The sequence below is a fragment of the Mucilaginibacter myungsuensis genome (genome assembly GCF_015222005.1).
Taxonomy (GTDB): Bacteria; Bacteroidota; Bacteroidia; order Sphingobacteriales; family Sphingobacteriaceae; genus Mucilaginibacter; species Mucilaginibacter myungsuensis.
In genome coordinates, this window is the sequence record NZ_JADFFL010000005.1 from 174,431 (window position 1) to 199,484 (window position 25,054).

The 25,054-nt window shown below is 47.0% G+C and carries 30 protein-coding genes; 15 read left to right on the top strand and 15 right to left on the bottom strand.

Features of this window, described 5'->3' with window-relative positions; genetic code table 11:
- Positions 1-46: 46 nt before the first annotated feature.
- The 3 genes from IRJ16_RS14280 to IRJ16_RS14290 form a co-directional block, all read right to left on the bottom strand.
- Positions 47-739: a TMEM175 family protein gene (locus tag IRJ16_RS14280; RefSeq protein ID WP_194112282.1), complete on the bottom strand. Its 693-nt coding sequence runs from the start codon at positions 737-739 to the stop codon at positions 47-49.
- A gap of 209 nt (positions 740-948) precedes the next feature.
- A complete protein-coding gene (locus IRJ16_RS14285) occupies positions 949-1,242 on the bottom strand; it encodes a putative quinol monooxygenase (protein WP_194112283.1) in 294 nt (97 codons plus the stop codon).
- Between the two features lie 182 nt (positions 1,243-1,424).
- Positions 1,425-1,820, bottom strand: coding sequence for a winged helix-turn-helix transcriptional regulator (locus IRJ16_RS14290; protein ID WP_194112284.1), 396 nt, complete (start codon positions 1,818-1,820; stop codon positions 1,425-1,427).
- Between the two features lie 124 nt (positions 1,821-1,944).
- Between IRJ16_RS14290 and IRJ16_RS14295 the strand changes: the two genes are divergently transcribed.
- Complete coding sequence (locus tag IRJ16_RS14295) at positions 1,945-2,739, top strand: SDR family oxidoreductase (protein WP_194112285.1); 795 nt, start codon at positions 1,945-1,947, stop codon at positions 2,737-2,739.
- Between the two features lie 19 nt (positions 2,740-2,758).
- Positions 2,759-3,082: a nuclear transport factor 2 family protein gene (locus IRJ16_RS14300; protein WP_194112286.1), complete on the top strand. Its 324-nt coding sequence runs from the start codon at positions 2,759-2,761 to the stop codon at positions 3,080-3,082.
- Between the two features lie 143 nt (positions 3,083-3,225).
- Here the strand turns inward: IRJ16_RS14300 and IRJ16_RS14305 are convergent, their stop codons facing one another.
- The gene (locus tag IRJ16_RS14305; protein ID WP_194112287.1) at positions 3,226-4,620 is read right to left on the bottom strand and encodes an MFS transporter; all 1,395 of its coding nucleotides are present in this window, start codon (positions 4,618-4,620) and stop codon (positions 3,226-3,228) included.
- 37 nt (positions 4,621-4,657) lie between these two features.
- A complete protein-coding gene (locus IRJ16_RS14310; protein WP_194112288.1) occupies positions 4,658-5,404 on the bottom strand; it encodes an SDR family NAD(P)-dependent oxidoreductase in 747 nt (248 codons plus the stop codon).
- 159 nt (positions 5,405-5,563) lie between these two features.
- Between IRJ16_RS14310 and IRJ16_RS14315 the strand changes: the two genes are divergently transcribed.
- Together IRJ16_RS14315 and IRJ16_RS14320 are read left to right on the top strand one after the other, a co-directional pair.
- Positions 5,564-5,887 (top strand): winged helix-turn-helix transcriptional regulator, encoded by a 324-nt coding sequence (locus IRJ16_RS14315; protein ID WP_228080160.1) that lies wholly within the window; start codon positions 5,564-5,566, stop codon positions 5,885-5,887.
- Positions 5,888-6,142: 255 nt separating this feature from the next.
- Positions 6,143-6,739 (top strand): Crp/Fnr family transcriptional regulator, encoded by a 597-nt coding sequence (locus tag IRJ16_RS14320; protein ID WP_194112290.1) that lies wholly within the window; start codon positions 6,143-6,145, stop codon positions 6,737-6,739.
- A gap of 53 nt (positions 6,740-6,792) precedes the next feature.
- Here IRJ16_RS14320 and IRJ16_RS14325 read toward each other — a convergent pair whose 3' ends face one another.
- Positions 6,793-8,220 (bottom strand): amidase, encoded by a 1,428-nt coding sequence (locus IRJ16_RS14325; RefSeq protein WP_194112291.1) that lies wholly within the window; start codon positions 8,218-8,220, stop codon positions 6,793-6,795.
- A gap of 333 nt (positions 8,221-8,553) precedes the next feature.
- On the opposite strand from IRJ16_RS14325, the gene IRJ16_RS14330 reads away from it, so the two are divergent.
- Entirely contained in the window at positions 8,554-9,264 is a 711-nt protein-coding gene (locus IRJ16_RS14330) for a helix-turn-helix domain-containing protein (protein WP_228080162.1), read from the top strand.
- An 83-nt stretch (positions 9,265-9,347) separates the two neighbouring features.
- Positions 9,348-10,208 carry an NAD-dependent epimerase/dehydratase family protein gene (locus tag IRJ16_RS14335; RefSeq protein WP_194112490.1) on the top strand — a complete coding sequence of 287 codons (861 nt, stop codon included), beginning with the start codon at positions 9,348-9,350 and terminating at the stop codon, positions 10,206-10,208.
- Between the two features lie 147 nt (positions 10,209-10,355).
- Here the strand turns inward: IRJ16_RS14335 and IRJ16_RS14340 are convergent, their stop codons facing one another.
- The 4 genes from IRJ16_RS14340 to IRJ16_RS14355 all read right to left on the bottom strand — a co-directional run bounded on the left by IRJ16_RS14340 (position 10,356) and on the right by IRJ16_RS14355 (position 13,522).
- A complete protein-coding gene (locus IRJ16_RS14340; RefSeq protein WP_194112293.1) occupies positions 10,356-11,075 on the bottom strand; it encodes a hypothetical protein in 720 nt (239 codons plus the stop codon).
- Between the two features lie 194 nt (positions 11,076-11,269).
- Positions 11,270-12,010 carry a LytR/AlgR family response regulator transcription factor gene (locus IRJ16_RS14345; protein WP_194112294.1) on the bottom strand — a complete coding sequence of 247 codons (741 nt, stop codon included), beginning with the start codon at positions 12,008-12,010 and terminating at the stop codon, positions 11,270-11,272.
- Entirely contained in the window at positions 12,007-13,077 is a 1,071-nt protein-coding gene (locus IRJ16_RS14350) for a sensor histidine kinase (RefSeq protein WP_194112295.1), read from the bottom strand. Before IRJ16_RS14350 ends, IRJ16_RS14345 begins: the two co-directional genes overlap by 4 nt.
- Positions 13,078-13,114: 37 nt before the next feature.
- Positions 13,115-13,522, bottom strand: coding sequence for a hypothetical protein (locus IRJ16_RS14355; RefSeq protein ID WP_228080164.1), 408 nt, complete (start codon positions 13,520-13,522; stop codon positions 13,115-13,117).
- 625 nt (positions 13,523-14,147) lie between these two features.
- Between IRJ16_RS14355 and IRJ16_RS14360 the strand changes: the two genes are divergently transcribed.
- From IRJ16_RS14360 to IRJ16_RS14375, 5 genes are all read left to right on the top strand, one after another.
- Entirely contained in the window at positions 14,148-14,426 is a 279-nt protein-coding gene (locus tag IRJ16_RS14360) for a nuclear transport factor 2 family protein (RefSeq protein ID WP_194112296.1), read from the top strand.
- A gap of 69 nt (positions 14,427-14,495) precedes the next feature.
- The gene (locus IRJ16_RS23040; protein ID WP_262893668.1) at positions 14,496-14,624 is read left to right on the top strand and encodes a hypothetical protein; all 129 of its coding nucleotides are present in this window, start codon (positions 14,496-14,498) and stop codon (positions 14,622-14,624) included.
- A 97-nt stretch (positions 14,625-14,721) separates the two neighbouring features.
- Entirely contained in the window at positions 14,722-15,615 is an 894-nt protein-coding gene (locus IRJ16_RS14365; RefSeq protein WP_228080166.1) for a helix-turn-helix domain-containing protein, read from the top strand.
- A gap of 187 nt (positions 15,616-15,802) precedes the next feature.
- On the top strand, positions 15,803-17,380 hold the full coding sequence (locus IRJ16_RS14370) for an MFS transporter (RefSeq protein WP_194112298.1): 1,578 nt from the start codon (positions 15,803-15,805) through the stop codon (positions 17,378-17,380).
- Positions 17,381-17,497: 117 nt separating this feature from the next.
- Entirely contained in the window at positions 17,498-18,196 is a 699-nt protein-coding gene (locus IRJ16_RS14375) for an NADPH-dependent F420 reductase (protein ID WP_194112299.1), read from the top strand.
- A 193-nt stretch (positions 18,197-18,389) separates the two neighbouring features.
- Here the strand turns inward: IRJ16_RS14375 and IRJ16_RS14380 are convergent, their stop codons facing one another.
- Positions 18,390-18,767 (bottom strand): winged helix-turn-helix transcriptional regulator, encoded by a 378-nt coding sequence (locus IRJ16_RS14380; protein ID WP_194112300.1) that lies wholly within the window; start codon positions 18,765-18,767, stop codon positions 18,390-18,392.
- Positions 18,768-18,870: 103 nt separating this feature from the next.
- Between IRJ16_RS14380 and IRJ16_RS14385 the strand changes: the two genes are divergently transcribed.
- The 4 genes from IRJ16_RS14385 to IRJ16_RS14400 all read left to right on the top strand — a co-directional run bounded on the left by IRJ16_RS14385 (position 18,871) and on the right by IRJ16_RS14400 (position 22,280).
- The gene (locus IRJ16_RS14385) at positions 18,871-19,614 is read left to right on the top strand and encodes an SDR family NAD(P)-dependent oxidoreductase (protein WP_194112301.1); all 744 of its coding nucleotides are present in this window, start codon (positions 18,871-18,873) and stop codon (positions 19,612-19,614) included.
- Between the two features lie 101 nt (positions 19,615-19,715).
- Positions 19,716-20,543 carry an NADPH-dependent F420 reductase gene (locus tag IRJ16_RS14390; protein WP_194112302.1) on the top strand — a complete coding sequence of 276 codons (828 nt, stop codon included), beginning with the start codon at positions 19,716-19,718 and terminating at the stop codon, positions 20,541-20,543.
- 97 nt (positions 20,544-20,640) lie between these two features.
- Positions 20,641-21,441 (top strand): SDR family NAD(P)-dependent oxidoreductase, encoded by an 801-nt coding sequence (locus tag IRJ16_RS14395; RefSeq protein WP_194112303.1) that lies wholly within the window; start codon positions 20,641-20,643, stop codon positions 21,439-21,441.
- Positions 21,442-21,641: 200 nt separating this feature from the next.
- Complete coding sequence (locus tag IRJ16_RS14400; protein ID WP_194112304.1) at positions 21,642-22,280, top strand: TetR/AcrR family transcriptional regulator; 639 nt, start codon at positions 21,642-21,644, stop codon at positions 22,278-22,280.
- 211 nt (positions 22,281-22,491) lie between these two features.
- Here the strand turns inward: IRJ16_RS14400 and IRJ16_RS14405 are convergent, their stop codons facing one another.
- The 4 genes from IRJ16_RS14405 to IRJ16_RS14420 are packed head-to-tail and all read right to left on the bottom strand — an operon-like array spanning position 22,492 to position 24,598.
- Positions 22,492-22,686: a hypothetical protein gene (locus IRJ16_RS14405; protein WP_194112305.1), complete on the bottom strand. Its 195-nt coding sequence runs from the start codon at positions 22,684-22,686 to the stop codon at positions 22,492-22,494.
- 58 nt (positions 22,687-22,744) lie between these two features.
- Positions 22,745-23,119 carry a hypothetical protein gene (locus tag IRJ16_RS14410; protein WP_194112306.1) on the bottom strand — a complete coding sequence of 125 codons (375 nt, stop codon included), beginning with the start codon at positions 23,117-23,119 and terminating at the stop codon, positions 22,745-22,747.
- Positions 23,120-23,123: 4 nt separating this feature from the next.
- A complete protein-coding gene (locus IRJ16_RS14415; RefSeq protein ID WP_194112307.1) occupies positions 23,124-24,197 on the bottom strand; it encodes a DUF932 domain-containing protein in 1,074 nt (357 codons plus the stop codon).
- A 38-nt stretch (positions 24,198-24,235) separates the two neighbouring features.
- On the bottom strand, positions 24,236-24,598 hold the full coding sequence (locus IRJ16_RS14420) for a single-stranded DNA-binding protein (protein WP_194112308.1): 363 nt from the start codon (positions 24,596-24,598) through the stop codon (positions 24,236-24,238).
- Positions 24,599-25,054 lie beyond the last annotated feature (456 nt).

Below are 25,054 nucleotides of genomic sequence, written 5' to 3' on the forward strand. Positions count from 1 at the left end.
AAAGCCTGTACGTTACGATACAGGCTTTCCCTTTTATTCGAAGATATTAAATGGTCCTAAAAGTGGCGACATAATTTTTTTCACCGTGGCTAGGATCATCTCCTAGCTTAAATAACCTTATCGCCTTATTCCTCTCCATGATCTTCCTTTCACTGAACCGAGGTAGCGCAAAATAGATGTATAATAACACAATAGGAATAATACTTAAAGGCACATTCCAAATAGCAATAATTAAGGCAGCTAAATGTAGTGCAGGTGCAATGGCATATTCTTTTGTCAGCAATTTGATAAGCTCCGGATCTGTGTCTTCTTCTAAAAGTCCTTTTTTTCTGGTCGCATACCACCACACGCAATTATAAAATAAGGTCATCAGCACTAATGTTGTATGATAAATCAATGCCGCAGTTCGTTCGTCTGGTCTGCCCACATGCCGTGCCAATAATCCTGTAGTGAAAGACTGGAGCGTAACAAACATCAAAAACAAAATATGCAATAGGAGCAGGTACTGATCTGTACGTTTGATATAAATGAACATGTTGTGATGGTTGGACCAGGCAACGCATATGAACAGGAAAGATGCGGCGAATGCAGCATAATGAGGCCAGTTCTTAAAGATCGCTGCTAGCAGATCAGTTCCGCCAGCTGGTTTAGGCAGTTCTGTAGCGAGTAATGTTGCCGCGATCGCTAAAACAGCATCGCTAAAATATTCAAGCCTGTCTGTTGGTCGGTGATTGTACATAAGAACCTTATTGAAATAAATGCTTTTGTACCTTAAAATAAAGGGCCGTTGATCATGGAAAATTGATCACAACGACCCTTTACTGTTCGAACCCGTATAATTTACCGGGATCACCGGAATCATCCGATCTGATCTTATCCGTTATTGTGATATTGGCGGTGGGTGTCGAATGACGGCCTTTGGTCACCGCGGGCTTTTGTAATTTTGGATCACTTAAAAGCCAGTATATTTACTTTGTCGATCACTGGTGTGGAAACGAGTAGTTCGTCTGCGCTAGCCATTAATGCTTTGGCGACCTCACCGCCGAGGTGAGCGTCCCGGCCGGCCTCATCAGCAAATGTATCGAATATGCCGAAGGTAGAAGATCCGATCTGAAGTGCATACCAGCGAATGGTTCCTAGTTCAGCTTCCGCCAAAGGCAAAGCGCTTTTAAGGAACTCAGCAACTTGCTGTTCTTTACCGGGTTTAGCCTCGAATTGGGCCAGTAACGCTAAATTTTCCATTTGATCGATTTTATAGAAAGGTTCGTTGGCGGCAATATACCGCCGTGATAGACAGCACACTAATAGTGCCACGATCAAGCAGATCAGATACTTAGCAAAAACCTAAACTTATTCTCCATTAATCCGGAAAATCCTTTTTGGCAAAATATCTTTGCGACCTCATCAAAAAAGAAACAGGATTTTCAGCTTAATATCTCATCAACTTCCGATTCGGTTACTGATAGTGCATTCTGTTTTAGAATGACCCTTCGCAGTCGCTCCTGGTGTTCGTCGCCCCAAAGGCCAATAGAACGGATCAACGGGATGAGTGTTTTGCCAAAGCCGGTGAGATGGTATTCTACCTTCGGCGGCATTACCGGATATATAGTTCTGGTCACCAACTCATGGTCTTCAAGTTCCTTTAGCTGAACGTTAAGTACCCGCCGTGTTGCGTCCGGAATTTTCCTCTGCAATTCACTGGGCCGCAAGTGGCCTTCATGAATGAACCAAAGGATACGGATCTTCCATTTGCCATACAGCACTTCACCGATCAGGTCAAGACCGCAATTGAGAGACGGGGCGATTTTTTTTACGTACATAATTACAAATATACAACAGCCTTTAAATGTGAGCAATACGGACAAATTTATCCCTATTCGATTCGTAAGCCCGTAATTGTATGGTATCGATGTACTGCTGAGATTTGCATAAACAATAAAATATATGAAAGAGCAAATCAATTACGACAATGAACTATCCGGAAAGATCGCCCTGGTAACAGGAGGTACAAAAGGCGCCGGAAAAGCGATCGCAGAAAGGCTGCTCCAGGCTGGTGCAGTGGTAATTATAACTGCAAGGAATGCTCCTGAAAAGGAAAACAGCGGCCTGCAGTTTATCCCTGCCGATCTGAGTAAGGCAGAGGATGCGCAGAAAGTGATCAGTCAAGTGCTTGTGGCCTATGGCAGGCTGGATATCCTGATCAACAACCTTGGTGGATCATCAACACCTGCCGGTGGTTTCTCCACCTTAAACGATGAGGATTGGCTATCTACCCTCCAAGCTAATTTACTGGCTCCTGTCAGGCTTGACAGGGGATTTTTACCGCAAATGATCGGGCGGAAAAGCGGTGTTATCATCCACATCGCCTCCATCCAGGGTATTTTGCCGCTTTATGATTCCACTTTGCCGTATGCAGCTTCAAAAGCAGCATTGATCAATTACAGTAAAAGTCTATCAAAAGAAGTTACGCCGAAAGGTGTCCGCGTGCTGACCGTTTCTCCAGGTTGGATCAATACGTCAGCATCGGTAGCCTGGTTGGGCGAGATTGCCAGAAATGCAAATAGTACAGTAGAAGAAGCTCAGCAAGGTGTCATGGACGCATTGGGTGGTATACCTTTTGGCAGGCCGGCCGAACCGGAAGAAGTAGCCGAACTGGTTGGCTTTCTGGTTTCACCAAGAGCCAATTATTTAACCGGAACAAATTTCGTTATTGACGGCGGAACTGTGCCCACCATTTAAATTAGGATATATCAAGATCATGGAAATACCACAATTAGTAGCAAAATTTATAGAGACGCAGAACACTTACGACAGCGAGGCTTACACGGAGTGTTTTACTGAGACCGCCACCGTTCATGACGAAGGCAAGGTCCATACTGGTAAAGAAGAAATACGGGCATGGATCGAAGACGCTAATGAGCGATATCGATCCGTCATGAAACCGCTTCAATACGATGAGTCGGGTTCCAATGGCATGCTAACCGCAGAGGTATCAGGCACATTTCCCGGCAGCCCGATCGTGTTGAAATTTCATTTGGGTCTAAAGGACGGGTTTATTGAGTCGTTAAATGTAACTGGATAATTTAACTAGAAAACCGCCTCTGTTAAATGCGGCGGTTTTCTAAATTAAAAAAGGATCGATTCGGCGGACGAAATTAGTGCCGTTCTTTATACATTGTTTTACCCCGTTGCAGTGATTTTTAATTGGGATAAAGAATTTGACTGTTATGTTAATTCTCTTTTATCGTTCCAGCAAAGTACCGCTGCCACGCCCAAAGAAATCCCGATAGCTGCAGTAGCTATACCAAAGGCAAATTGAATTTCCCCCGCGCTTGCGCCATAGGGTGCAAGCGTGAAGAAAAGCCCACCGATAAGCGCCACGAAGACAGCAGCACTGATTTGAAAAGTGGCGCTCACCAAGCCTGCCGCCAATCCTGAAAAACGAGGATCGACCTGGTCTACGTTCAAGCGCACCAATGCCGGGATAGCAATACCTTGTCCAAGTCCTATTAAAAAAAGCGGTAGAAAAAGATATGATGTACTACCCTTCAGGGAAAAAACTGTAATGAAGATAAGTCCGATGACTTCTATGATCATTCCAAATGCTGCTGTACGTGAACCAAGCCGACTAACAATAAATGGATTACACCATGGACCCAGAAAAAAGCCTACCCCGAGCGGCAAAATGGTTAAGCCAATCGCCAGTGTGTCGCGACCCAGGGCACCCTGCTCATATACAGCAAAGATCAGGAAGAACGACGCCAGTGCATAAAAAAAGAACGCCGCAGCTAAATTTTTACGTAACCGGCTTTTCATGAATAAAGACGGATAGATTAATGACGAGGCACCTTTTGATTCTATATTTCTTTCGTAATGCCAGAATGCTAACAGTAAAGGCACACTTGTTATCAGAAGGATCCTGCACCACCACGGCCAGTGATTTTCGCGTCCCTCGATGAGCGGAAGAATAAATGCCAATAATCCTGCTGCGAGCAATACTGCACCCGGAATGTCCAATATAGCAGATCTCTCAGCACGATTCTCCTTAAGTAAAAAAGATGCGGCTGGTATGGCAAGAAGTATTACCGGCAAATTAATGAGGAATACACTTCGCCAGCCCATACCAAACAGGTCCGCAGAAACCAGCACACCGCCCAACAACTGTCCGGCTACAGATGCCAGTCCGAAAGTTGCACCGTAAAAGCTCAATGCCCGGTTTTTTTCTTCCGCAGGAAAAATAGCATGAATGGATGCCAGCGATTGAGGTCCCATGATGGCTGCCGCCACCCCTTGTAATAACCTGCCGGCTACCAATACTGCCGGCGATGGTGCAAAACCACATACAGCAGATGCAATCCCAAAGCCTATCATTCCAAAAATGAACACCCGCTTTCTGCCGTAGATATCTCCTAACCGGCCACCCAATATCAACGTAACGGCATATGCAGCGGCGTAGACCGATACGACCAGTTGGGAATCGCCTGCGGATGCACGCAGATCCGTACGGATAGCGGGCAGCGCTACATTAACGATAAAAAAATCAAGCGGTGGCAATAATGTGCCGGTCAGTAACACCGCCAGTGCCATCCAGCGGCGAGGGTCAGCAATTTTTGGTTCCATGTGTATAATTTAACGACAGGGGATCGAATATTGGCGATCAGGCATTAAAGCCACTGTCCGCGGTGAGGAATGAGCCGGTAATATATTTGCTTTCTTCACCCGCCAGGAATGCCACTAATGCGGCAATGTTTTGGGCCGTCCCATACTCTGGTAAGGCCATTCTTGAGCGCAAGAAGTCTGAGAACTCCGTATTATCAGGATTCATATCGGTAGTGGTCGGTCCTGGCTGAACAAGCGTTACAGAAATACCTTTTGGCCCAAGGTCGCGGGCCAGTGCCCGGGTGAAACCTTGAAGTGCCGATTTACTCATGGTATATAAAAGTGTTTTAGGCATGATCGCATTATCTCCCATATTGCTACCTATAGTAATGATCCTACCACCTGCTTTAAGATGTTTAATGGCTTCCAAAGTCGCTACGTATACCGCCTTGACATTGATATCCATCAGTTCGTCATAGTCGCTTAAGCTCAGTTCGCTGACATCTTTGGCTATAAATATGCCCGCGTTACTGACCAAAATATCTAAGCTGCCGAATTCCTTTACGGTTGCACTTACAGCGCCGGTTACCTCATCGGGGTAACGGCTATCGGCTTTTATCGCCAAAGCCCGGCCACCCGCCGCATTTATCCCGGCAACTATCGCACTTGCTTTTTCTGAAGAGCTATCGCTTGTATAAGTGAAAGCTACTTTGGCTCCATCGGCTGCTAAACGTTCTACTATAGCAGCTCCTATACCGCGGCTTCCCCCGGTCACTAACGCTACTTTATTCGTTAAATTTTTCATGACAATTTTTGTTTTTATGAAATAATGGACAAACGTACGAGCAACCTTTTATATTTGTAAGTAGATCATAAATTGTTAGGTACTAACAAAAAAGTAAGTATGAGAAAAGAAGCTTCAACAAATTTCATAAATGAAAAACGGATAACCGACAGCTGTGGAATGGCTAACACAATGCGGATCATGGGTGGTCGCTGGAAACCGGCTATTTTGTGCCGTTTGATGCACGGAACAATGCGTTATAACGAACTTAAGAAGTCGATCGAGGGAATATCCGAACGTATGTTGGTTGCACAATTGCGGGAACTGGAAAATGATGGCATCATAGCAAGGGTGATCTATCCTGAAGTACCTCCCAGAGTGGAGTACCATACCACCGATCTCGGGAAAACGATGCACGATCTGATCAACGCTATGGCGGAGTGGGGACACATGTACCGGACGGTGGCCGAACAAAAAGTTCTTGTTCAGGAAGCGATACTTTAGTTTGTAAATAAGTAGTGCTACTTTTCTGATGATAAGCCCGTATTATATAATTGTTATGATACATGATACACTGAAACGGCCACCTGTATTGAAACTAATTATCAACTAACTGATGTAGAGAGCTTTTTATAAAGTAATACAAAGCCGGTCAGGCGCATGCCGATCAGTTTCTTTGCCTGAATTGTTCGCTTTGATAAAGTATATCTAAGTTCATAATCATTTCCGGGTCTCAACCTATTGTTTATTTTTGAGGGTATGTTCGAGGTCTTTGAAAAATATCTGCGCGGGTTTGCTGAGGTCTCCGACGAGGAAATGGCTCGGATCGAACAGGCTGCGCAAATAAAAAAGATCCGCAAATGGCAATCAGTTCTGCACGATGGCGAAGTTTGGAGATCCATGTGCTTTATTGCTGACGGGTGTTGCAGGCTCTATCGTTACGATAAGAATGGCACCGACCATACGGTTCGTTTTGGCGTTGAGCATTGGTGGATGACAGATCCTGAAAGTTATAACAACGACACACCATCTGATTATAACATCGAAGCATTATCAGCCAGCACGCTGATCATCTGGCATAAAGATGACTGGGAAAAGCTGATGAACGATATCCCGCCGTTTAAACTATTTTATGACCGTTTGAATGCGAAAGCGTTTGAAACGAGTCAAAGACGCATTTTTTCGCTGATCAGCAGCCCCGCTGAAGAACGATACCTCGAATTTCAAAGAACATATCCAAAGGTCTTCAATAAAGTCCCTTTACACATGGTTGCTTCTTATCTGGGTATCTCCAGGGAAACGCTGAGCCGAATTCGAAAAGATTTTGTAAAGCGCGCGAAAAACCCTTCGGTTTAAGCCGGAGGGTTTACTGAATCCAATGAACGCTTAAAGGCGCAGATGCCGATATTTTACAAATTCGGGTGCAGATCACGTACCGTACTGACGCTTTCTAACAATGAGGCGATATACAGGATGGTAGGTTCTGCTAACCAGTTTCCTACGATCTGTACGTTGATGGGTAATCCCTCTTTACTTGTTCCGAACCGCATAGAGATACCCGGCAAACCAGTCACGTTCAACGGCACTGTTGCGCCCTGTAAATAGGTTGCATCAACCGTTTGGCCGTCGATCACAAATTCAGATTCACCATGTTTGTGGGCTGATATTGGCAATACATGCGTTATCAGCGCATCATAATGCTGGAAGTATGCAGCATACCCATCCCGGATGCGTTCTGCCGCCTGTTCGGCATCTATGTAATCAGCCATATTGGTATCTGGTAGGGAGAGCATCGTTTTGGCCATTTTATAGATTTCATCATCGCTTTGACCGGCAGTAGCCTCGCGGAATGCAGGTTTCATTTCCATGACGTGTATGCGATTGAAAACGTCCAGCGCAAAGTCTCTTTCCAAAGCTGGTATGCCAACGGCTTCCACAAAAAGTCCAAGGTTTTGCAACGCTTCGGCAGCGGCTTTAACGGTGGCTGCGACTTCTGCATCCACCGGCCCAAACCCCGGGCCGACCATCCAGCCGATACGCAATGGCCGATATGGATACTGAGCGATGCCGCCGTTGAAATTTACAGCATTGGACGAGTAAGCATCGAAACCATCCGGTCCTGCTAATTGTGAAAAGGCCAGGGAAAGGTCGCGAATACTCCTCGCCATAGGACCGACATGCCAGAAACGGCGGGGTGCTCTCGGCCATATGCCGGTCATAGGGATACGACCATGGGTCGCTTTGAGCGAAACGATACCTGTTTGTGCGGCCGGGCCACGGACCGAGATCGCCAGATCTGTTCCCAATCCTAATGGTGACATTCCGGCCGCTATCGCAGCGGACTCACCACCACTGGAGCCGCCCGGTGTTCTGGTCAGATCCCAGGGGTTATTTGATCTGCCCGACAGCAGGTTATCACTTTCTATCCAATAAGAAAACTCAGGTAAGTTCGTCTTGGCCAATAAAATGCCACCTGCCTTTTTCATACGTGACACGCTGGTAGCGTCTTCGCTTGGAATACGACCTTCAAAGATAGGTGAACCTCGTTGGGTAAGGATATTTGCCGTGTCGATGGAGTCTTTAACGGTAAAAGGTACACCATGCAGAGGGCCTAATTCATCGCCGCGCAATACCGCTGCTTCGGCCTTTTTTGCTTCGTCGATCGCGGTATCCGCGATGGCTACGATGGCATTGATGTCAGGGTCGATGGCTGCGATCCGGTCAAGGTGTCCTTTCACTACCTCCACCGGCGATATCTCTTTTTTCCGGATCATTTCGGCCATGGAGCTTGCATCCTGATAGAATAAAGTGGCGTTGTTGCCTGTGCTCGTTTTCATATGTTCAATTATTGTTGTTAAATAATGTGCACCTTCTCGTGAAGTGCATGACACAAAATTGCAAGCAACGGCAACGCTGAAACGAAGTAGTTTGACGCAATTTGAGCGTGACATTTATCACGCTTTTTGGTGCACTCAAAATGCCGGGTGGGAAAAAATTGATTTTAGTAACTTTGGTAGATGTCAAAACCCGAAAACACAGAAATTCCAGGATTAGATCTGGCCGACCTGAGACTAAAAGGTTTTAAGGTTCATGCCATTCCTGCCTCAACAGAGGTACCGGTCAGAGCCGGACGGCGTGACTTCTACAAAATGGGTTTTGTCGATGGGGACATGACCATCGATTATGGTGGCCGGCTACTCGACATCAAAGGGACGGTTCTTTTTTTCGTTAACCCACGTGTACCGCATGCTCTTGTCCGGCGTATCAACCGTACGAGTGGTTATGCCTGTATCTTTACCGAAACCTTCCTTAACGGTCGAGAGCTTCAAGATTCTCCGCTTTTCAGGATCGGCGGCAATCCTGTAGTAGCCCTGAATGCCGAACAAGCCATCTTTATGACCAGTCTGTTCGAGAAAATGCTGGCTGTTTACGAAAGCGACTACCTTTACAAAGGCGATCTGATCAGAAGCAGCATTTCGCTAATCATTCACGAAGCGCTGCGTATCCAGCCTGCACAGGCAACCCTAACGTTCAGGAATGGCGCAAGCCGAATTGCGCATTTATTCACCGACCTGCTCGAAAGACAGTTCCCTATAGAACGGAGCAACGAACCGTTAAGGTTACGCAGCCCGCATGATTACGCCAGTCATCTCACTATACACGTCAACTACCTCAACAGGTCTGTCAGAGAAATTACCGGCAGATCTACTTCCGCGCATATAGCGGCGAGAATTATTGCCGAAGCTAAAGCGCTATTACAGCATAGCGACTGGAGTGTGGCCGAGATATCCTATGCACTTGGCTTTGATTATCCCGCCTATTTTAATAATTATTTCAAGCGACTCACCGGCAGCACGCCGAACAGCTTCCGTAAGGTTTGAAAATCATAATTATCGGTTTGATACTGATTGGTCAACCAGGCTTTTTGCATGCAACTTTGCTCTGTAACAATAAATCATTCAAAATGAAAATTTTAGTAACGGGAGCAACAGGGAAAGTAGGCAGTCGTTTGGTGCCGCGCCTTTTAGCCAAAGGCTATGACGTATCTATACTGGTAAGGGACAGATCGAAAGCAACAGAATTGATCGGACTTGGTGCAAAAGCCATTACCGGTGATCTGTATGAACCATCGACCTTGCCACCTGCGGTAGCGGGGATGGATGCGGTGATCCACCTCGCCGCACTGTTCCGTACCTTTACAGATAACGATGGTATTATAAAGACCAATCGTGAAGGTAGTATCGCGTTGGCGCAGGCCGCGCAGGAAGCGGGTGTCAAACGTTTTGTATTTACCAGCACCTCCAATGTGTATGGTTCAGGTTATCGTCGGCCAGCAAGAGAAGATGAACAAGTAGACATCAATGACCCGCGTGCTTACGCTTCCAGCAAGATAGCCGCAGAAAGGGAGTTGATCAGTATGCACCAAAACCAGAGTTTTGACGTTCGTGTGCTGCGGCTTGGCTTCGTTTACGGTGACAACGACCCGCACATCGCAGAGATCATTCCTTACATTGGCAAGCTCAAGATGCATTCAGGCTCACGCATGCACATGGTACATCATCTCGATGTTGCACAGGCGCTGATCCTACTGCTGAACACCGAAGGCCTGGACGGAGAGATATTTAACGTGGCCGACGATGCCCCGATAACGTTATATGAGCTGGCTCATTCTGTCGGCCAGATGGAAGGAACTTTTGGTATTGATGAGGGCCCGCTTGACGATCCGTTCCAGGGCGTGCAGGATATTTCCAAACTGCGCAATAGAACAGGTTTCCGTCCTTTAGTGCCAAGCTACTTCGTAGCCCGGGATCTTGATATTTTGTAGTAACAACCTTCGGAATTTACCAATGGTCGGATCGCTGGGCTTAAAGCAAACTGAGCCCTTCCGATATAAGCCAGCTAACCCGATGTCCATATGGCGGCATCGGGTCAGTACTGGCGCAAATATTATTCGTACGAAGAAGTATTTTTTCTAACGAGCATTGGAATAATTGGAATAAACGGTTTCTACCTGTGTAGTAACCGCTCTACCCAAAAATTTCGCTTCCATGTTAAGGGCATCTTTCAGTGGTAGATATCGCTTGCTTATCTTATCAAATGAATAGTTCGTTGTGATCTGAAATCTATCTGCGGTCAGCGGACCGATCTTGACCGGCTTTTCATTGATGATCTGTTGTTGCTGGAGTTCTTTGGTCTTTAAGTCGATCGTCAAAGACGCCCTGCAATCTTTTAAAAATCCTGCATCTTTCGGAATTGAAGCTGCATCCAATTTGTAGCTGATCACCAAATTGTCCGCGGTTTCGCTTTCGATCTTGAAACTCGTTTCTACTGCCTTGTCAACGGTCGGTTTTTCCCTGGCATTGCGGAAAGTATTGCTTTCATACAAGGAGGGTGTTTTACCGTCAACAGAAACAACTTTCCATTGCTCGCGACCCGATGCAGCCGGGTTGAAATTAGCGATAAGCACCTTCGTTTTACCAGCGGTAGTGGTCGACTCTTTAAGTTCAAAAGTACGATCTGTAGGTAACCTTAAATTCATCGGGTCCAATATTGACTGATCCAGACCATACTTCTTAAAAGCGTTGACAACGACATCTTTTTGCGCAGATGCATCAAGTGTACTTATGGCCATCAAAGTAATCGCCAATATTGTTTTCAGGTTAGTTTTCCCGTATCTTATTAATGTGTTCATATAGTTAATCGTCTTTTTAATTGTAATAAATTTTATAGTGGTATGTCATCGGGCAATTGATCGATGCTTCGGTCACGGCCGGGCATAGCGTAGTCACTGGATGTTGTTCCAGCAAAGATGTCTTGTAATGATCGCAGGGCAGTTAAAGCGAGCCCATGGCATTCTTAAACGTGATTGTTCATGTCAGTATATTATTAATTGACACTATTATCTGGCGGCGGTGACGATAGCATTTTCGTATTAATAAAGTCAAAGAAGTCCTTCCTGTAAGCCTCACCGATCGTTATGGGTTGCTCTTCGTTCAAAATTCTGACCATGTTGCCTTCAACTGCTGTCAGGTGACTGAGCGAAATGATATAGGATTTATGCACTCTTACGAACCCTCTTGCCGAGAGACTTTCTGAAAGCTCTTTCAGCTTTAGATAAGTAATGATCTTCTTTTGATCATCCATATGGATGATCGCGTAATTGCTCAGTCCTTCAATATAAGTTATCCTGCGTGCGTCGATCTTAAGTAGTTTTCCCTTTTGCTCAGTTTTGACAAATACATAATGATCCTGATCCGTTGACGGTCGAAGACTGCTGTGTATTGTCCAAAGCCGGTTCACGGCCTTTAAAAATCGAAGGAACTGAACTGGTTTCAGCAAGTAATCGACAACCTGATGTTCAAAACCCTCAATAGCATATTCCTTGTACGCAGTGGTCATGATGATATGGCTGTCCTTACTGATCAGTTTCAGCATTTCGATCCCGGTAAGGTGAGGCATCTGCACGTCCAAAAAAACAAGGCCGGGTTTCATATCCGTGATCATGGCCAATCCTTTGACAGGATTTGTCGCCGTACCCACCACTCGCAGAAAATGCACCTGGCTGATATGTTGAAGAAGCAGATCTATCGCGTGCTGCTCATCGTCTATAATAACGCAATCGATCATACTTGAAATTTTATATGTAAAGTTACACTAAAAGTTAAGCCGGTGTCTGTTATCACAAAGCTACAGCGTTCACCGTAAGTCAGCTTCAGCTGTTGTCTGATGTTTTGCAGGCCGACGCCGTTAGACAGTTCCTTGATCCCTTTGCCTTTCTTGTTCCCGATCTCAAAAGTAAGTTCGTTGACACTGGTGTTTACCCTGATCAGTAAGGGATGCTCAGGGTCATGCAGATCGCCGTGCTTGAATGCGTTCTCTACCAGTGTGATCAGCACTAGCGGAAGAATACTTATTGACTGGTCATCTATCTGTTCTTCATAGCGGATGTTTAATTGATGGTCGTGACGACGCTGATTGATCTCTATCACATTCTTCAGGTGTTCAAGTTCATCCATGATATTCACTTTGCCATCAAGACTTTCACTGCTCCCCAAGGCGTAACGCATGATATTAGCCAGCATCAGGACCGAATCGGCGGTCTCCCTGTCTGTTTTGATGACCTTACCGTAAATAAAGCTTAGCGAGTTAAACAAAAAATGAGGGTTGATCTGGTGTTTTAAAGCACTAAGTTCCGCCTCGGTCCGTTGCTTCTGCAAGATGATCCTTTCTTTGCTTTTATTTACCCATTCCACCAGCATCGCTACAGAAAGACTGCTCACCATGGTGAACAGATAAGAAATGAACAGTACCCACCCGATAGAGTGCTCCGATAAACGGTTGCTGCCATTGGTCCTTATATCGCTATCCAAAAGGTAAGTGCCATAGTCGATCACAAACTTTACAAAAAATGCGAGTACTGTGATGAGTATTGCCCCATGACGGCTGCGCTGCCCATGCATGGTCGGCAGTATAACTAGGAAGATCAGTACGTAGTGCGTTATTACAGATTCTACAACGAAACTTGCGATGCCAAAGGCAAGTCCATTCTCCCCGGCAAAATTCTTAAGTGTTCGCTCGGGTGTGACCAGGTAAGAAAGCATAAAGAACGACCCGTAGATGAACAGCGAGAATACCGTGAGTAACAACAATTTCCTGCTGTTCACTCTAAAGAAAGTCGTCAATACTCTGACCATGCGATCTGTCGATTAAAGGTGTTGTTAAAGCGGCACCTTATTCATATTTGATGAAAGTAGCCATAATTTTCTTCTGTTTGATATCGGTCGAGGTTGAACTATTGGTGCCGATAACGTTCTTTTTCTTTGTCCGGTTGACCACTCCGGTACCTGTTTGCGAAGTAGTGACAACTTCCTCTGTAAGTACCATGATCACACCGTCTGCGCCCTTAGCTTTACCTAACTCGATCACTTTCTGCTGAGCAGACTCCAATGAACCAAACCCTTTGCCAATGTCGGTGGTTCCCATTGTTGTGAAATTCTTTTTGACATCTTCCTTAGCCAGGTATACATCGACATTTGACGTCGGCGAGTAAGTTTTGCCGAAATACTTCGGTGAAGAACATGCTGCGAAAAGTCCCATGACCAGGAACGTGATGAGCAAAATTGTTGTTGCCTTTTTCATTTTAATTCTTTTTTAAATGATTAAATAAATAGCTGTTAAATCTGGATATCGAACAGAATTGGCATGACTGCCATACCGATTTATGCGAAATCCTTGAACAAAAGTAGTTTGGGTGCTACTGAAGGAGAATTATATTATGCGAACAGGCGTTTGCTCTATGTAATCCGGAGAATGTTTCGTGGTTAACAGTTCAATTGGCCTTTAGCAGGTGGAACACGGATCTTAAAGTAAATCAATCCGAATTTTAGCGGGCTAATGGTTCGAGCGTAAAAAGGAGAATTGCATAATAACGACAAAATACTTGAAAAAGCGCATGCTCCAAAAAGCTAAAGGTGATATTGTCATACATTTTACCAATGGTTGCGTGATGAGTTATCCCTTTTGATCCTGCCATCTTTTCATCTTTATTGCAATCGATGCAGGAAATCAGCACTGTATTTATGATATATAGCGTCTTACAACAAGATCATAAATTACAGTCGAAATCGAGGCTTCTCCCTAATTGCCTTTGGATCATCGTGATCGAAACATTCCAGACTCAATTCGGCAATGTATTACCTCAATATGGCAAAATGGAAATGTGATATGGTACAGACCTTTGTGTTAACAACAAAGCATAAATATCATGGCTAACGAAAATAACAACAACGAACTGACGCTAAAGATCTATAAAGCGTTCGCAAACAATGATTTGGCGCAATGGAATGGCGTGATCCACCCGGATGTGAAACTAAATAGCCCGGCCGGTCGCGGCTTAGCAGGAATAGAAACGCTTAAGTCATTTGCCGGAGCCTTTCACGCGGCTTTTCGTCCAACCGTCGACCTGATCGATCATTATGTCGCCGGTGATAGAGGCCTGGTAACGGTCAACCTGCACTGGAAACACGATGGTGAGGAATTTTAAGGGATCAAGCCAAGCGGTCAGGGCGGTACTTCTGTAGAAACTTTCCTGCTACGTATTGAGAACGGTTTAGTGACCCATTGGGACACCGCCGATAACTCGCTTGATCTGGCCAACTACCTTTTCAGCGAAGGTTATGAACTGCCAAAAGAAGTAAAGCCTGCTGCGCTGATCGAGGGACCGAACATCCACGGCAGATAAGTTTAGGAAATGTAAATATTAACCTGCGAGCAAAATATTCAAGGTTAATGCTTTAAATTTATGAATCATGAAAAAGGAAAGAACAGCTACAGTAAACATGAGAACACTCTCGGATATCCACCGGGACCATGGTTTACCTGTTCCGGCACATCCGCTGATCAGCCTGATCGACTGGCCGAAACATCAGATACCCAAGAACAATTTCTCCGGCGCTGTTGTCTCGGGATTTTACCGCATTACCTTAAATATTGGTATGAGTGGTAAGTCCAAATACGGGCAGGGACATTACGATTATTCTGAAGGCGGCATGACCTTCGTTGCACCTACGCAGGTCATCAGCCCTTGCGTTTACGATGTGGCAGATAACTGGTCGATGTATACGCTGCTGATCCATCCGGATTTTCTGTGGAATTACCCGGTCGCCAAAACCATCAAACAATACGGTTTTTTCTCGTACAATACGAATGAGGCACTCCACCTGTCCGATAAAGAAAGAAATACGATCATCCAAATTTTCCAGAATATAGAAGATGAACTGAACAGCCGGATCGACGAGGTCAGCCAGGATGTGGTCATCGCGCAGATCGAATTGTTGCTGAACTATGCGAACCGATTTTACAAGCGGCAGTTCATCACGAGAAAGGTTGTCAACAATGATCTGCTGCAAAAAATGGATGACATATTGGACGGTTACCTGAGCGGTGATAAAACTTTCAGTGACGGCATACCGACCGTACATTTCCTCGCCGAACAACTGAATGTTTCACCGAGCTATCTAAGCGACATGGTACGTTCGGTCACCGGGCAAAGTGCATTAGGGGTGATCCATCAGAAGATCATTGAAAAAGCCAAAGAAAAGCTTTCCACTACCATTATGACAGTAAGTGAAGTGGCCTACGAGTTGGGTTTCGGGCATCCCTCATCATTTACCAAACTGTTCAAAGCAAAAACGAACCTGTCGCCGCTGGAGTTCAGGAAATCGTTCAACTAAAGATCAGCCTATTTTCAGACTAATCATAGATGCTTTGCATCGCAAGCCTTTGGGATCAGGGATCTCAAAGGCTTTGTTATTTGAGAATTAGCGTAAAACTATTTCGGCAAAGCAATACCGCAATACGGCAAAATGCCGCTCAACATGTTTCTTCAATTTGGCGTCCATAAATCAAAATGATGACCAAATGATCACGAATGCTAAAAGTAACGCTCCTGAAGCTATACAATTACCAGATCCACGCGGGATCTATGTCCTGATCTCCGTTTGTTGCGTAGCCATTGCCACGCCTTTTTGTTTCACTGGCATCGCCGTAGGGCTGCCCACGATCAGCCGGGCACTTGGCGGCACGCCGCTACAACTGAACTGGGCGATCAACTCCTTTTTGCTGACCTTCGGCAGCACGCTGATGGCTGCCGGTGCACTCGCTGATAATTACGGACGTAAACGGCTGTTATTGTCAGGACTGGGCATATTTGGCTTATTCTCTATCTGCCTTTCGTTTTTCGTTGACATCGTGTCGTTCGATATCCTCCGGGCCATGCAGGGCCTTGGCGCGGCAGCCGCGTTCGCAGGGGGATTTGCTTCCCTGGCACAGGAGTTCGACGGCGCAGCCCGTTTACGGGCGTTCAGTATCGTCGGTACCAATTTTGGTATCGGGCTGGCCTTCGGTCCGGTAGCAGCAGGCTGGCTGATCGCCCATTTCGGATGGCAAGCCATCTTTGTGCTGGTATTGCTGCTTTCAGCAACAGCGCTGCTGTTCGCAGCGGTTTTCATGCGGGAGTCACGTGATCCAGATGCTTCCGGCCTGGACTGGAAGGGCGCGATCAGTTTTACACTCGCGCTTTCTGCCTTCACTTTCGGTATCATTCAGGGGCCGGAAAGCGGCTGGTCGCATCCGCTTGTGATCTGTTTGCTGGCCGGTTCGGTTTTGCTGTTCGGCTTGTTCGTACTGGTCGAACGCGTGGCAAAACGCCCGATGCTTGACCTGTCCTTATTCCTGTTTCCCCGTTTCGTCGGTGCCCAACTGCTGGCGATCGCACCCTCATTTGCGTTCGTCGCCTTGCTGGTCATGCTTCCGGTACGTTTTGTCGGTATCCAGGGCATGTCCGAATTAGCCGCCGGGCAATTGATGGTCGCCTTATCCGCACCGTTCCTGATCCTTCCTATCATTGCGGGCTTGATGACCCGTTGGTTCGCCCCGGCGACCATCTGCGGGGCGGGCCTTGCTCTGTCAGCCGCAGGCTTATACTGGCTGAGCCGTTATACTATCGCTACTGCCCCGGTTGCACTAATTGGTCCCTTGCTGACCATCGGTGTCGGCATCAGCCTGCCATGGGGACTGATGGACGGCCTTGCCGTCAGCGTGGTACCCAAAGAACGTGCGGGAATGGCGACAGGTATTTTCAGTACCTCACGCGTCGCTGGTGAAGGTGTCGCACTGGCGATCGTCACGGCACTGCTTTCTGCGCTGATCAGGACCAACCTGAGTCCGGTCGCAGGCAGTAAAGCCGGCGCTGTAGCGCAGCGCCTGGTCACCGGAGACCTTAAAGCGGCCTCTGAAATTGCAGCATCCGTTCAGAGGGAAACATTGCTGCAGGGCTATAATAACGGATTTACAGCCACGCTTTGGTTCCTCAGCGGCATCACTGCGCTAACTGCGCTGATCGTCTTTCTGTTCCTGGGCAGAAGCCATGAAATTGTAGACGACATTGAGCACGAAGCGGACGAAGCAGCGCATCACAACCCGCGACCCGGCGAATAAATGTCTTGATGACCATGTGATTACAAAACTGAAAAAAATGGCAAAGTAATACCCAAAAATGGCAAAATCGGAAAAGTGATACTTCCTGACCTTTGACATTACATAAAAAGAAAGAAAATGAAAATCGGAATTTTGAATACCGGGAATATCGGCTCAAGGCTTGCAAGAGCCTGGGTTGCCGCCGGACACGAATTGGTTATCGCGAAAGACAGCGACTATTGGGACCTTGAGCCATTATTGAAAGAACTTGGAGCGAAGGCGCGCTACGGAACGATACGCGAAGCTGCGGAATTCGGCGACGTATTGTTATTCTCTGTTTACTGGCCACGTGCTGAGGGCGTACTGGAAGCAGTGGGTAATGCAGCGGACGGAAAGATCGTGATCGAGACCATGAACCCGCTGGGTGTTACCGAGGAATTTGTACACTACCATGATCTGGAGTTCATGAAGAACAGTTCGACCACTGAGTTTCTACAATCCAAGTTACCCAAAGCGAAAGTGGTCAAAGCATTCAACGTTCTGCCAGCGCCTACGCTTGAGCCGGCAGCCTGGGCGGATAACGCAATAAAGCCTAATATATTCTACGCAGGTGATGATGCGGAAGCGGGAAAGATCACCCGTGGCCTGATCGAAGATGCAGGTTTTACACCGCTGAATACCGGCGGGTTAAAGTCAGCTAGAGCCATTGAACAGCTGGGTGTGCTCGTGCATCACGTTGCCAACCATGAATATGACGGCGATGCCACACTTGTTCGCCTAGGGGTCTCAGTGATCCAGGCTAACCCGGGACCGATCTTCCGCGAAGGACTGGTATAAGCACGGCTAATAATTATCATACGACAAAGCCTTTGAGTACCTCAAAGGCTTTGTCGTATACGGAACTTGGCAATGAAAACCCTATAAACGGCAAAGAAATATCCGTCACCGTTCCCAAGATTTGTATTCGTTGTCAGGATGGCGCAGATTCCGTCGTCTCGTCCCGATGATCTTATTTGCTCAGCAAAAAGTGCTATACCTGAGCGACCGTTCTTTGAGCATTTTCCTGGCCTTCCCGCAACACGAAATCGCGATGTGTTTTGCCCCAATCCGACAGGTCATATATGAGGTTTTGCAATGACCAACCATATTCTGTCAAGTTATATTTAACAGATACAGGTGTCGTATCCAAAACAGTGCGTTTAACGAGCTTATTCTCCTCCAGGTCCTTCAGTTCTTTACTTAACTGCTTGTTGGAGATGCCGTGCAGGTCATTCAGGATCTCTGAAAACCGGCGATCATTGTAATAACACATAGAGGAAATGATGGATATTTTCCATTTTCCGTTGAGTACATCCATTGCATCGTGGATGGCAAGGATGTCGCGTTTGTGGCAAATTTCTTCTGTCATAAGTTACTTGGTTACCTCAAATATACCGTTACTTTAAGCTACAAAGTAACGAAAATAAATCGACTACCCCTATGTTTGCATCACAAAATTAATATTTAAGAAAATGAGTTTACAAAACAAAAATGTAGTAATAACAGGTGGCAGTCAGGGAATTGGCTTAGCTACCGCTAAACAATTTATTCAGCAAGGTGCCAATGTATGGATCACCGGCAGAAATGCAGATAACCTTCAGAAAGCGGCTGATGAGATCGGCAGTGCAAAACTGAAAACAGTGGTATCGGACACCTCAAAATTCGAAGGTATCGCTGCTTTGGAAAAAGCAGTAGCGGAAAGTGGTCAGAAGATTGACGTTCTTTTCCTGAACGCCGGTGTTGCGACCTTCGCGCCGATCGAGCATGTTACCGAAGCAGATTTTGACCTGCAATTCAACACCAACGTGAAAGGACATTTCTTTACGCTGCAAAAGCTGACCCCGCATTTAGCTGAGGGCGCATCGATCACTTTCACTTCTTCAGGTGTAGCTACAGGTTCTGCGATCGCCACCGCTGTTTATTCAGCCACCAAGGCTGCTTTAAACAAGATCGCAGACGTTGCCCTGAATGAGCTTGCCCCAAGAAAGATACGCGTGAATATCGTTAGTCCCGGCCCGATCGCAACACCTGGTCTGGATTCAGTAGCACCGCCGGAAGCGCAGGCGTATTTAGCGTCGACCACTGCTTTACAGCGTGTGGGTACTGCTGATGAGATCGCTGGTGCTGTTGTATTCCTGGCAAGCGACGCTGCCGGTTACATCAACGGTGCCGATATCGCCATCGACGGTGGTTTTATCCAGTACCACCTGAAATAAGCAAAAGTATATCCTTAAATACCCCTTTTAACAAAGCGTAAATGCCGGGGGCGAATGCCTCCGGCTTACTTATTCCTGTCATCCTATAAATTACATATCTTATGTCACAGGCAAAAAACACTTCAGAGAACAGTTATCAGATCAGCACCGTCGGCATCATCGGCACCGGTCAGATCGGCACCACATTAGCACGCTTGTCCGTACGAGCCGGGATCAATGTGGTTTTGAGCAATTCCCGCGGGCCGGAAAGCCTCCGGTCACTTATTGCAGAATTAGGTCCGCTGGCCAAAGCCGGCAGCATCAGCGAAGCGATCGAAGCAGCCGACATTGTGGTCGCAACGATCCCCTTGCCCAATTACCAGTCACTACCAGCCGGTGAACTTGCCGGGAAGACGGTGATCGACACCATGAATTATTACCCAATAGGTTACAACATCGAAGATCTGGACAATAATAAATTCACTTCAAGTGAACTGGTACAGCAGCACCTGATCGGTGCAGAGGTCGTCAAGGCATTCAATAATATTCCGTATCCGCATATTGCCCTGCATGCAAGACCTCAAAACGATCCCGGACGCACGACCATTCCGATCGCCGGCGATGATGAGGAAGCGAAGGGCGCTGTTGAGCAATTCATCAATACGATCGGTTATGACACCGTAGATGCCGGTCCCCTTGCAGAAAGCTGGCGTTTCGAGCCAATGACCCCGATCTATTACTGGCCATACGCACCGGTCGTTCCGGAAGGCACCCCTGATGCAGAAGCCCGCAGGATCTATCAGACCACATTCGTTGACCCTTTGAGACCGGCTGCTGCGCAAACTTTGCTTAAAGAGACCGATCGCAAGGTCCCTGTAGGCGGCCGCCTGGATATACTTCCTCCGATCCATTTGAAGTTGTATGAAGAATTCACCAAAGGAAGATATTAAAAGCAAGGATACACGATCCGGCAAAGCATTCCCGCAAAACGGCAAAATCAGACTTAGGGGCTTTCCTGAGATTTGTCATAAATAACAAAAACATATTATGGCACAAGAGAATGAATTAAAGAATGCCACTACCGGAAAAGCCCTGGCTGGCAAAACAGCATTGGTTACCGGCGGTGCAAGAGGTATAGGAAGAGCTATTGTTGAACGATTTGCCGCCGAAGGCGCAACCGTTGCATTTACATATAATGCAAGTAAATCAGCTGCTGACGAAGTTGTCGCAGCGATTGAGCAAGCCGGAGGAACAGCTATCGCACTAAAGGCAGATCTTGTTGATGCGGCAAGTATTCCGGCTTTATTTGAGCAACTGGATGCTGAACTGGCAAACTGGAACGGTAGCAAAAAACTGGATATCCTGGTGAACAATGCCGGCAATTCCGGCTGGGGCGGCTTGCCGGATGCTACACCCGACAGCTTTGACACGATGTTCGCGGTACATGCCCGTGCGCCATTTTTTATGATCCAGTCCGCACAGAGCCGTTTATCTGACGGTGGGCGCATCATTAACATTTCGTCAGGCCTAGCGACACGCCCGATGCCAATGGTTCCGATCTACTCTATGGCCAAAGCCGCTATCAATACCCTTACCCATGCATTGGCCATGGAACTTGGTAAACGCGGGATCACTGTCAATGCTGTTGCACCAGGCTGGACCAAAACGGACATGAATGCTGCAGTACGGGAGAATGCAGATATGGTAAAATCTATTGAAGCCGATACCTCACTGGGCCGTTTCGGAGAAACTTCGGACATCGCAGATGTTGTTGCCTTCCTTGCCTCACATGAAGGCCGTTGGGTAACCGCACAAGTGATCGAAGCAAGCGGCGGCTACAGACTTTGATCTTTGAGAATACAAGGTCATTCTTTTCAAAAGATGCTTTACTAACCAATTGCATCCTGATGCCCCGGCTCAATTCGTCATCTGAGCGTTAAAGCCACCTGCGTAAAGCATGGTGGCTTTGCCGTTAACCGGCAAAAGGCTTTGCTTCAACGAAGCTACAGTTACTGTACTTAAATTAACTACCTAAACTATAATAATTGATGAGAGATAAAGAGCAAACGAAAAGAAAACTGATCAATGCTGTAGCCCAGGTTTTTAAAAATGAAGGATATGCGGGCTTAGGGGTCAATAAGATCGCCCGGCTGGCCGGCACCGATAAAAAACTAATTTATCGTTATTTCGGGACCTTTGAGGGGCTGGTGGAAGCCTATGTGGTCGAGACCGATTATTGGATGCGTTTTGCAGATCAACTGAATGAACTGCGGGTACCGGAAGGTATGGAAGAGATGAAGCGTTTGCTGGGCTACATTCTCAAGAACCAATTTCTTTATTTTTATGAAGACAAGGAAATGCAACAGCTTATCTTTTGGGAACTGGCGGCCAAGAGCGACCTCATGCGGAGCATCCATCAAACCCGCGAGGTCAAAGGGCAGCAACTGCTGGAGATGACCGATCATTATCTGGAAAAAGGTAAAGTAAATTTCCGGGCGATCGCCGCCTTATTGGTCGGTGGCATTTATTACATGATCCTGCACACCCGGAACAATGGCAGTATGTTCTCTGATATCGACCTGTCGAAGCCGGATGGCCGTCAGGACATATTGAACGCGATCGATGCGATCCTGGACATGACCTTTAAGCTATCGAACGGATCCACCGTTGATGATATTGCCCAATAAAGCGCCCCGTATTTTTGCCTCTGAACTCAAGCGTTAACAAAATTCGGGGCGTTCTCCCGGGCTCCGCATGGCGGAGCCCGCCGGCATTTTCACGATCCCGGCAGGTTCCGCAAAGCTACGTCCTGAACTTGAGTGCTGTATGGCAGCCTTAAACGGCAGTTAAGCATCATGAGTGTTACGCTAAGTTTTTCAACTGTTACGCTCCCTGATCTTAAACCTTGATTTGATTATATCCCTCAACAGCCAGCAAGAAAAGCCCCGCCAAACCGCAAACATTCGCGACGAATAAGCAGAGCCTTTCCAACAAACCTACCGCCACCGCCTTGCCATAGCTCGAAAAATACTGCACCCCGCCAGATCCCCTGCGGTTGAACCGGCGCTTTCCGATCTGATAACGGATCAGCATGCATAGCGCCAATAAGAATAAACCGCAGGAGATTATATGATTTGATTGGGGATTTATATTAACCGAATAAGAGTTCAACGGCCGGTTTAAATTTCGGGTCGGCATGTTTGCCCCGTTCGGTGTACTGCAACAACGCATGCACGGTAAACAAAGCCATAAACCCGCCGAATAACTGGTCAGCGAAGGCCGGCGCGCTTTTGCGCAGGTCTTTGGGATACTTGACCATCACCTTTTGCGTATCTCTGGCCAGTTCGATCCACATGCCTACACCGAACATGGGGTCTTTCCACTCCGCGGCGATGCGTTCCTGATCGCTCAAAACCGTTTCGGTCAATTCCTGAAGATACCCCAGAAATTGGGGTATCTCGTTGCTCAATAAGCTGTGCAAAAGCCTTGCTTTCTGCACATTGTTCAATATTTTCAATGGTTGCATGAGGTTAGTTTTTAATAAGATTTAACGCATCTGCCCCCTGACGGGCAAAGTTCCCGCAAAGGTCAAAAGCGACCTGCGCGCGCTGTTTAGCGGTGCCATCCATAATGGATCTGAATTTGGCGTCACCATCCTTAAAGCTCCGCACATTCTGGTAGTAGCCCGTAATGGCATTGTAAGCGCCAAATAAAGTGCCTGCTGTAGTTTCCATCTGCTGGGTCGGGTTACCCATCGCGTAGGCAAAGGTATTGTCCACGATGTTGGTATAAGCGGTCGATAGCTTGTCGGTCAAACCCAATTCGAGATTGGTCAGCACTTCCTTGTTCGGTGCCATAGCGACCTGTATCAGCTTTTTCACCTGCTTGTCGGTGATGCGCACGGTTGTCCAGTAATTGAACAACTCTTCCAGTTCCTGCGCCATGAGATCAGAAATACCCATGAGCGTATGCGCCTGCTTCAAACGGTCGTTCGCCGAAGCCGTGTGTCTGATCTTGATGCCGTTGGAATGGTTACGCATAGCTGCATTCAGCGTGTTGTTACACACGATCCGGGTCGGCGTAAAGGCTGCTGTGATGCTCCCAAAGCCGTCATGCGAAGTGGTCAGGAACAGGTATTGCTCGATCAGATCCGCTTTACCCACTTTGATGTATTCGGGCAGTTTAGCGGTAATGAATATGCGTTCACCCTTACCCAACGCTCCGGCGGTCTCATATTTGATCCCGCTGCCATCACCCACAATGGCATCAAAGAACTGGAAGGCATCCGCGTTCTGTACCACTGCGTAATCTTTGCCCACCACGCCCAAAACCGCATCGTTATCCGTGCGTACGGTCGCGTAAAAGTCAGGTACTTCGACAGACGGATAAGCCAGATCGCTATCCACGTTGTCCAGCCCTAAAGGTGCGCCATTGGTGAACAGGGGCCGCTTCTCTACAAAATAATCCAAACCCGCGTACCTGATCGCTTCGGCGCTGGTGGGGTGATCCTGTACGATCTGCCCCAATCCATGCCATGCCTTTTCCTTCACGCTAAAGAAGCTGTGTTGCTCTGTCTGCCCATTATAAAAAATGTTGTGTGCCATCATCTTAAAATTTAAATGTTACTGAATGTTGAATTGCTTTAAGCCGCTTGGTTCTTCCGGTTTCTTCTGTTCTTTGCCGTTGCCGGTTCTGCCTTACGGGATGCGCCCAATAAGGTGATCTCGTTGGTGTGAAAGTTCAGGCTCGCCATCGGCTCCCCGTCACGGCTCACCCACGGTCTTGCGCTGATGTGCCCGAACAACTGCACCAATAAGCCTTTGGTCAGATAAGGCGCAACGGCATCCGAACGCCAATAAGCGCAATCAATAAATGTGGTGTCCTCTCTTTGCTCACCGCCCGACACATACCTGCGGTTCACCGCTACCCTGAAATTGGTTACTGTCCTGTCTCCCTCGACGTTCCTTACGGCAGCATCTGCTACCAATCTTCCTGTAATTTCCATGACCTTTAAATTTTAGTCGTTTAAAAATTCGTTAATTAATGAATTGATCTGCTTTCCCCCTTTACCTGTGCGACCCTCCCGGATAGCTATTTTTCAAAAGAAAAAACGGTAAAAAAGAAAGTCAAAAGAGCGGTCGTAAAGACGGAGCGGGAGAACTATAAGTCCCGGAGGGTGGCCGCAGCGCAGCGGAGGACATTATGCGTTCGTACGAAACGGCTGACCGAGATTGACGCCGCTTTTGTCCGTTTTCTTGGGAAAATAGCGTAAGTGGCTAATACTCGAAGCAGTCCATGAACGTGTCCGGCAAGTACGGAAAGTCCGTTCTTGTACCAAAGACCGTCGGCTTTTACAGCACAGCGAAAATGCCCGAATACTTTATGTTCATCTTATGAAATCGGTAAGTTTCGAGATGGAAAATCGTGTCGGATAAGAAAATATTTTAGGGAATTTGCCAAT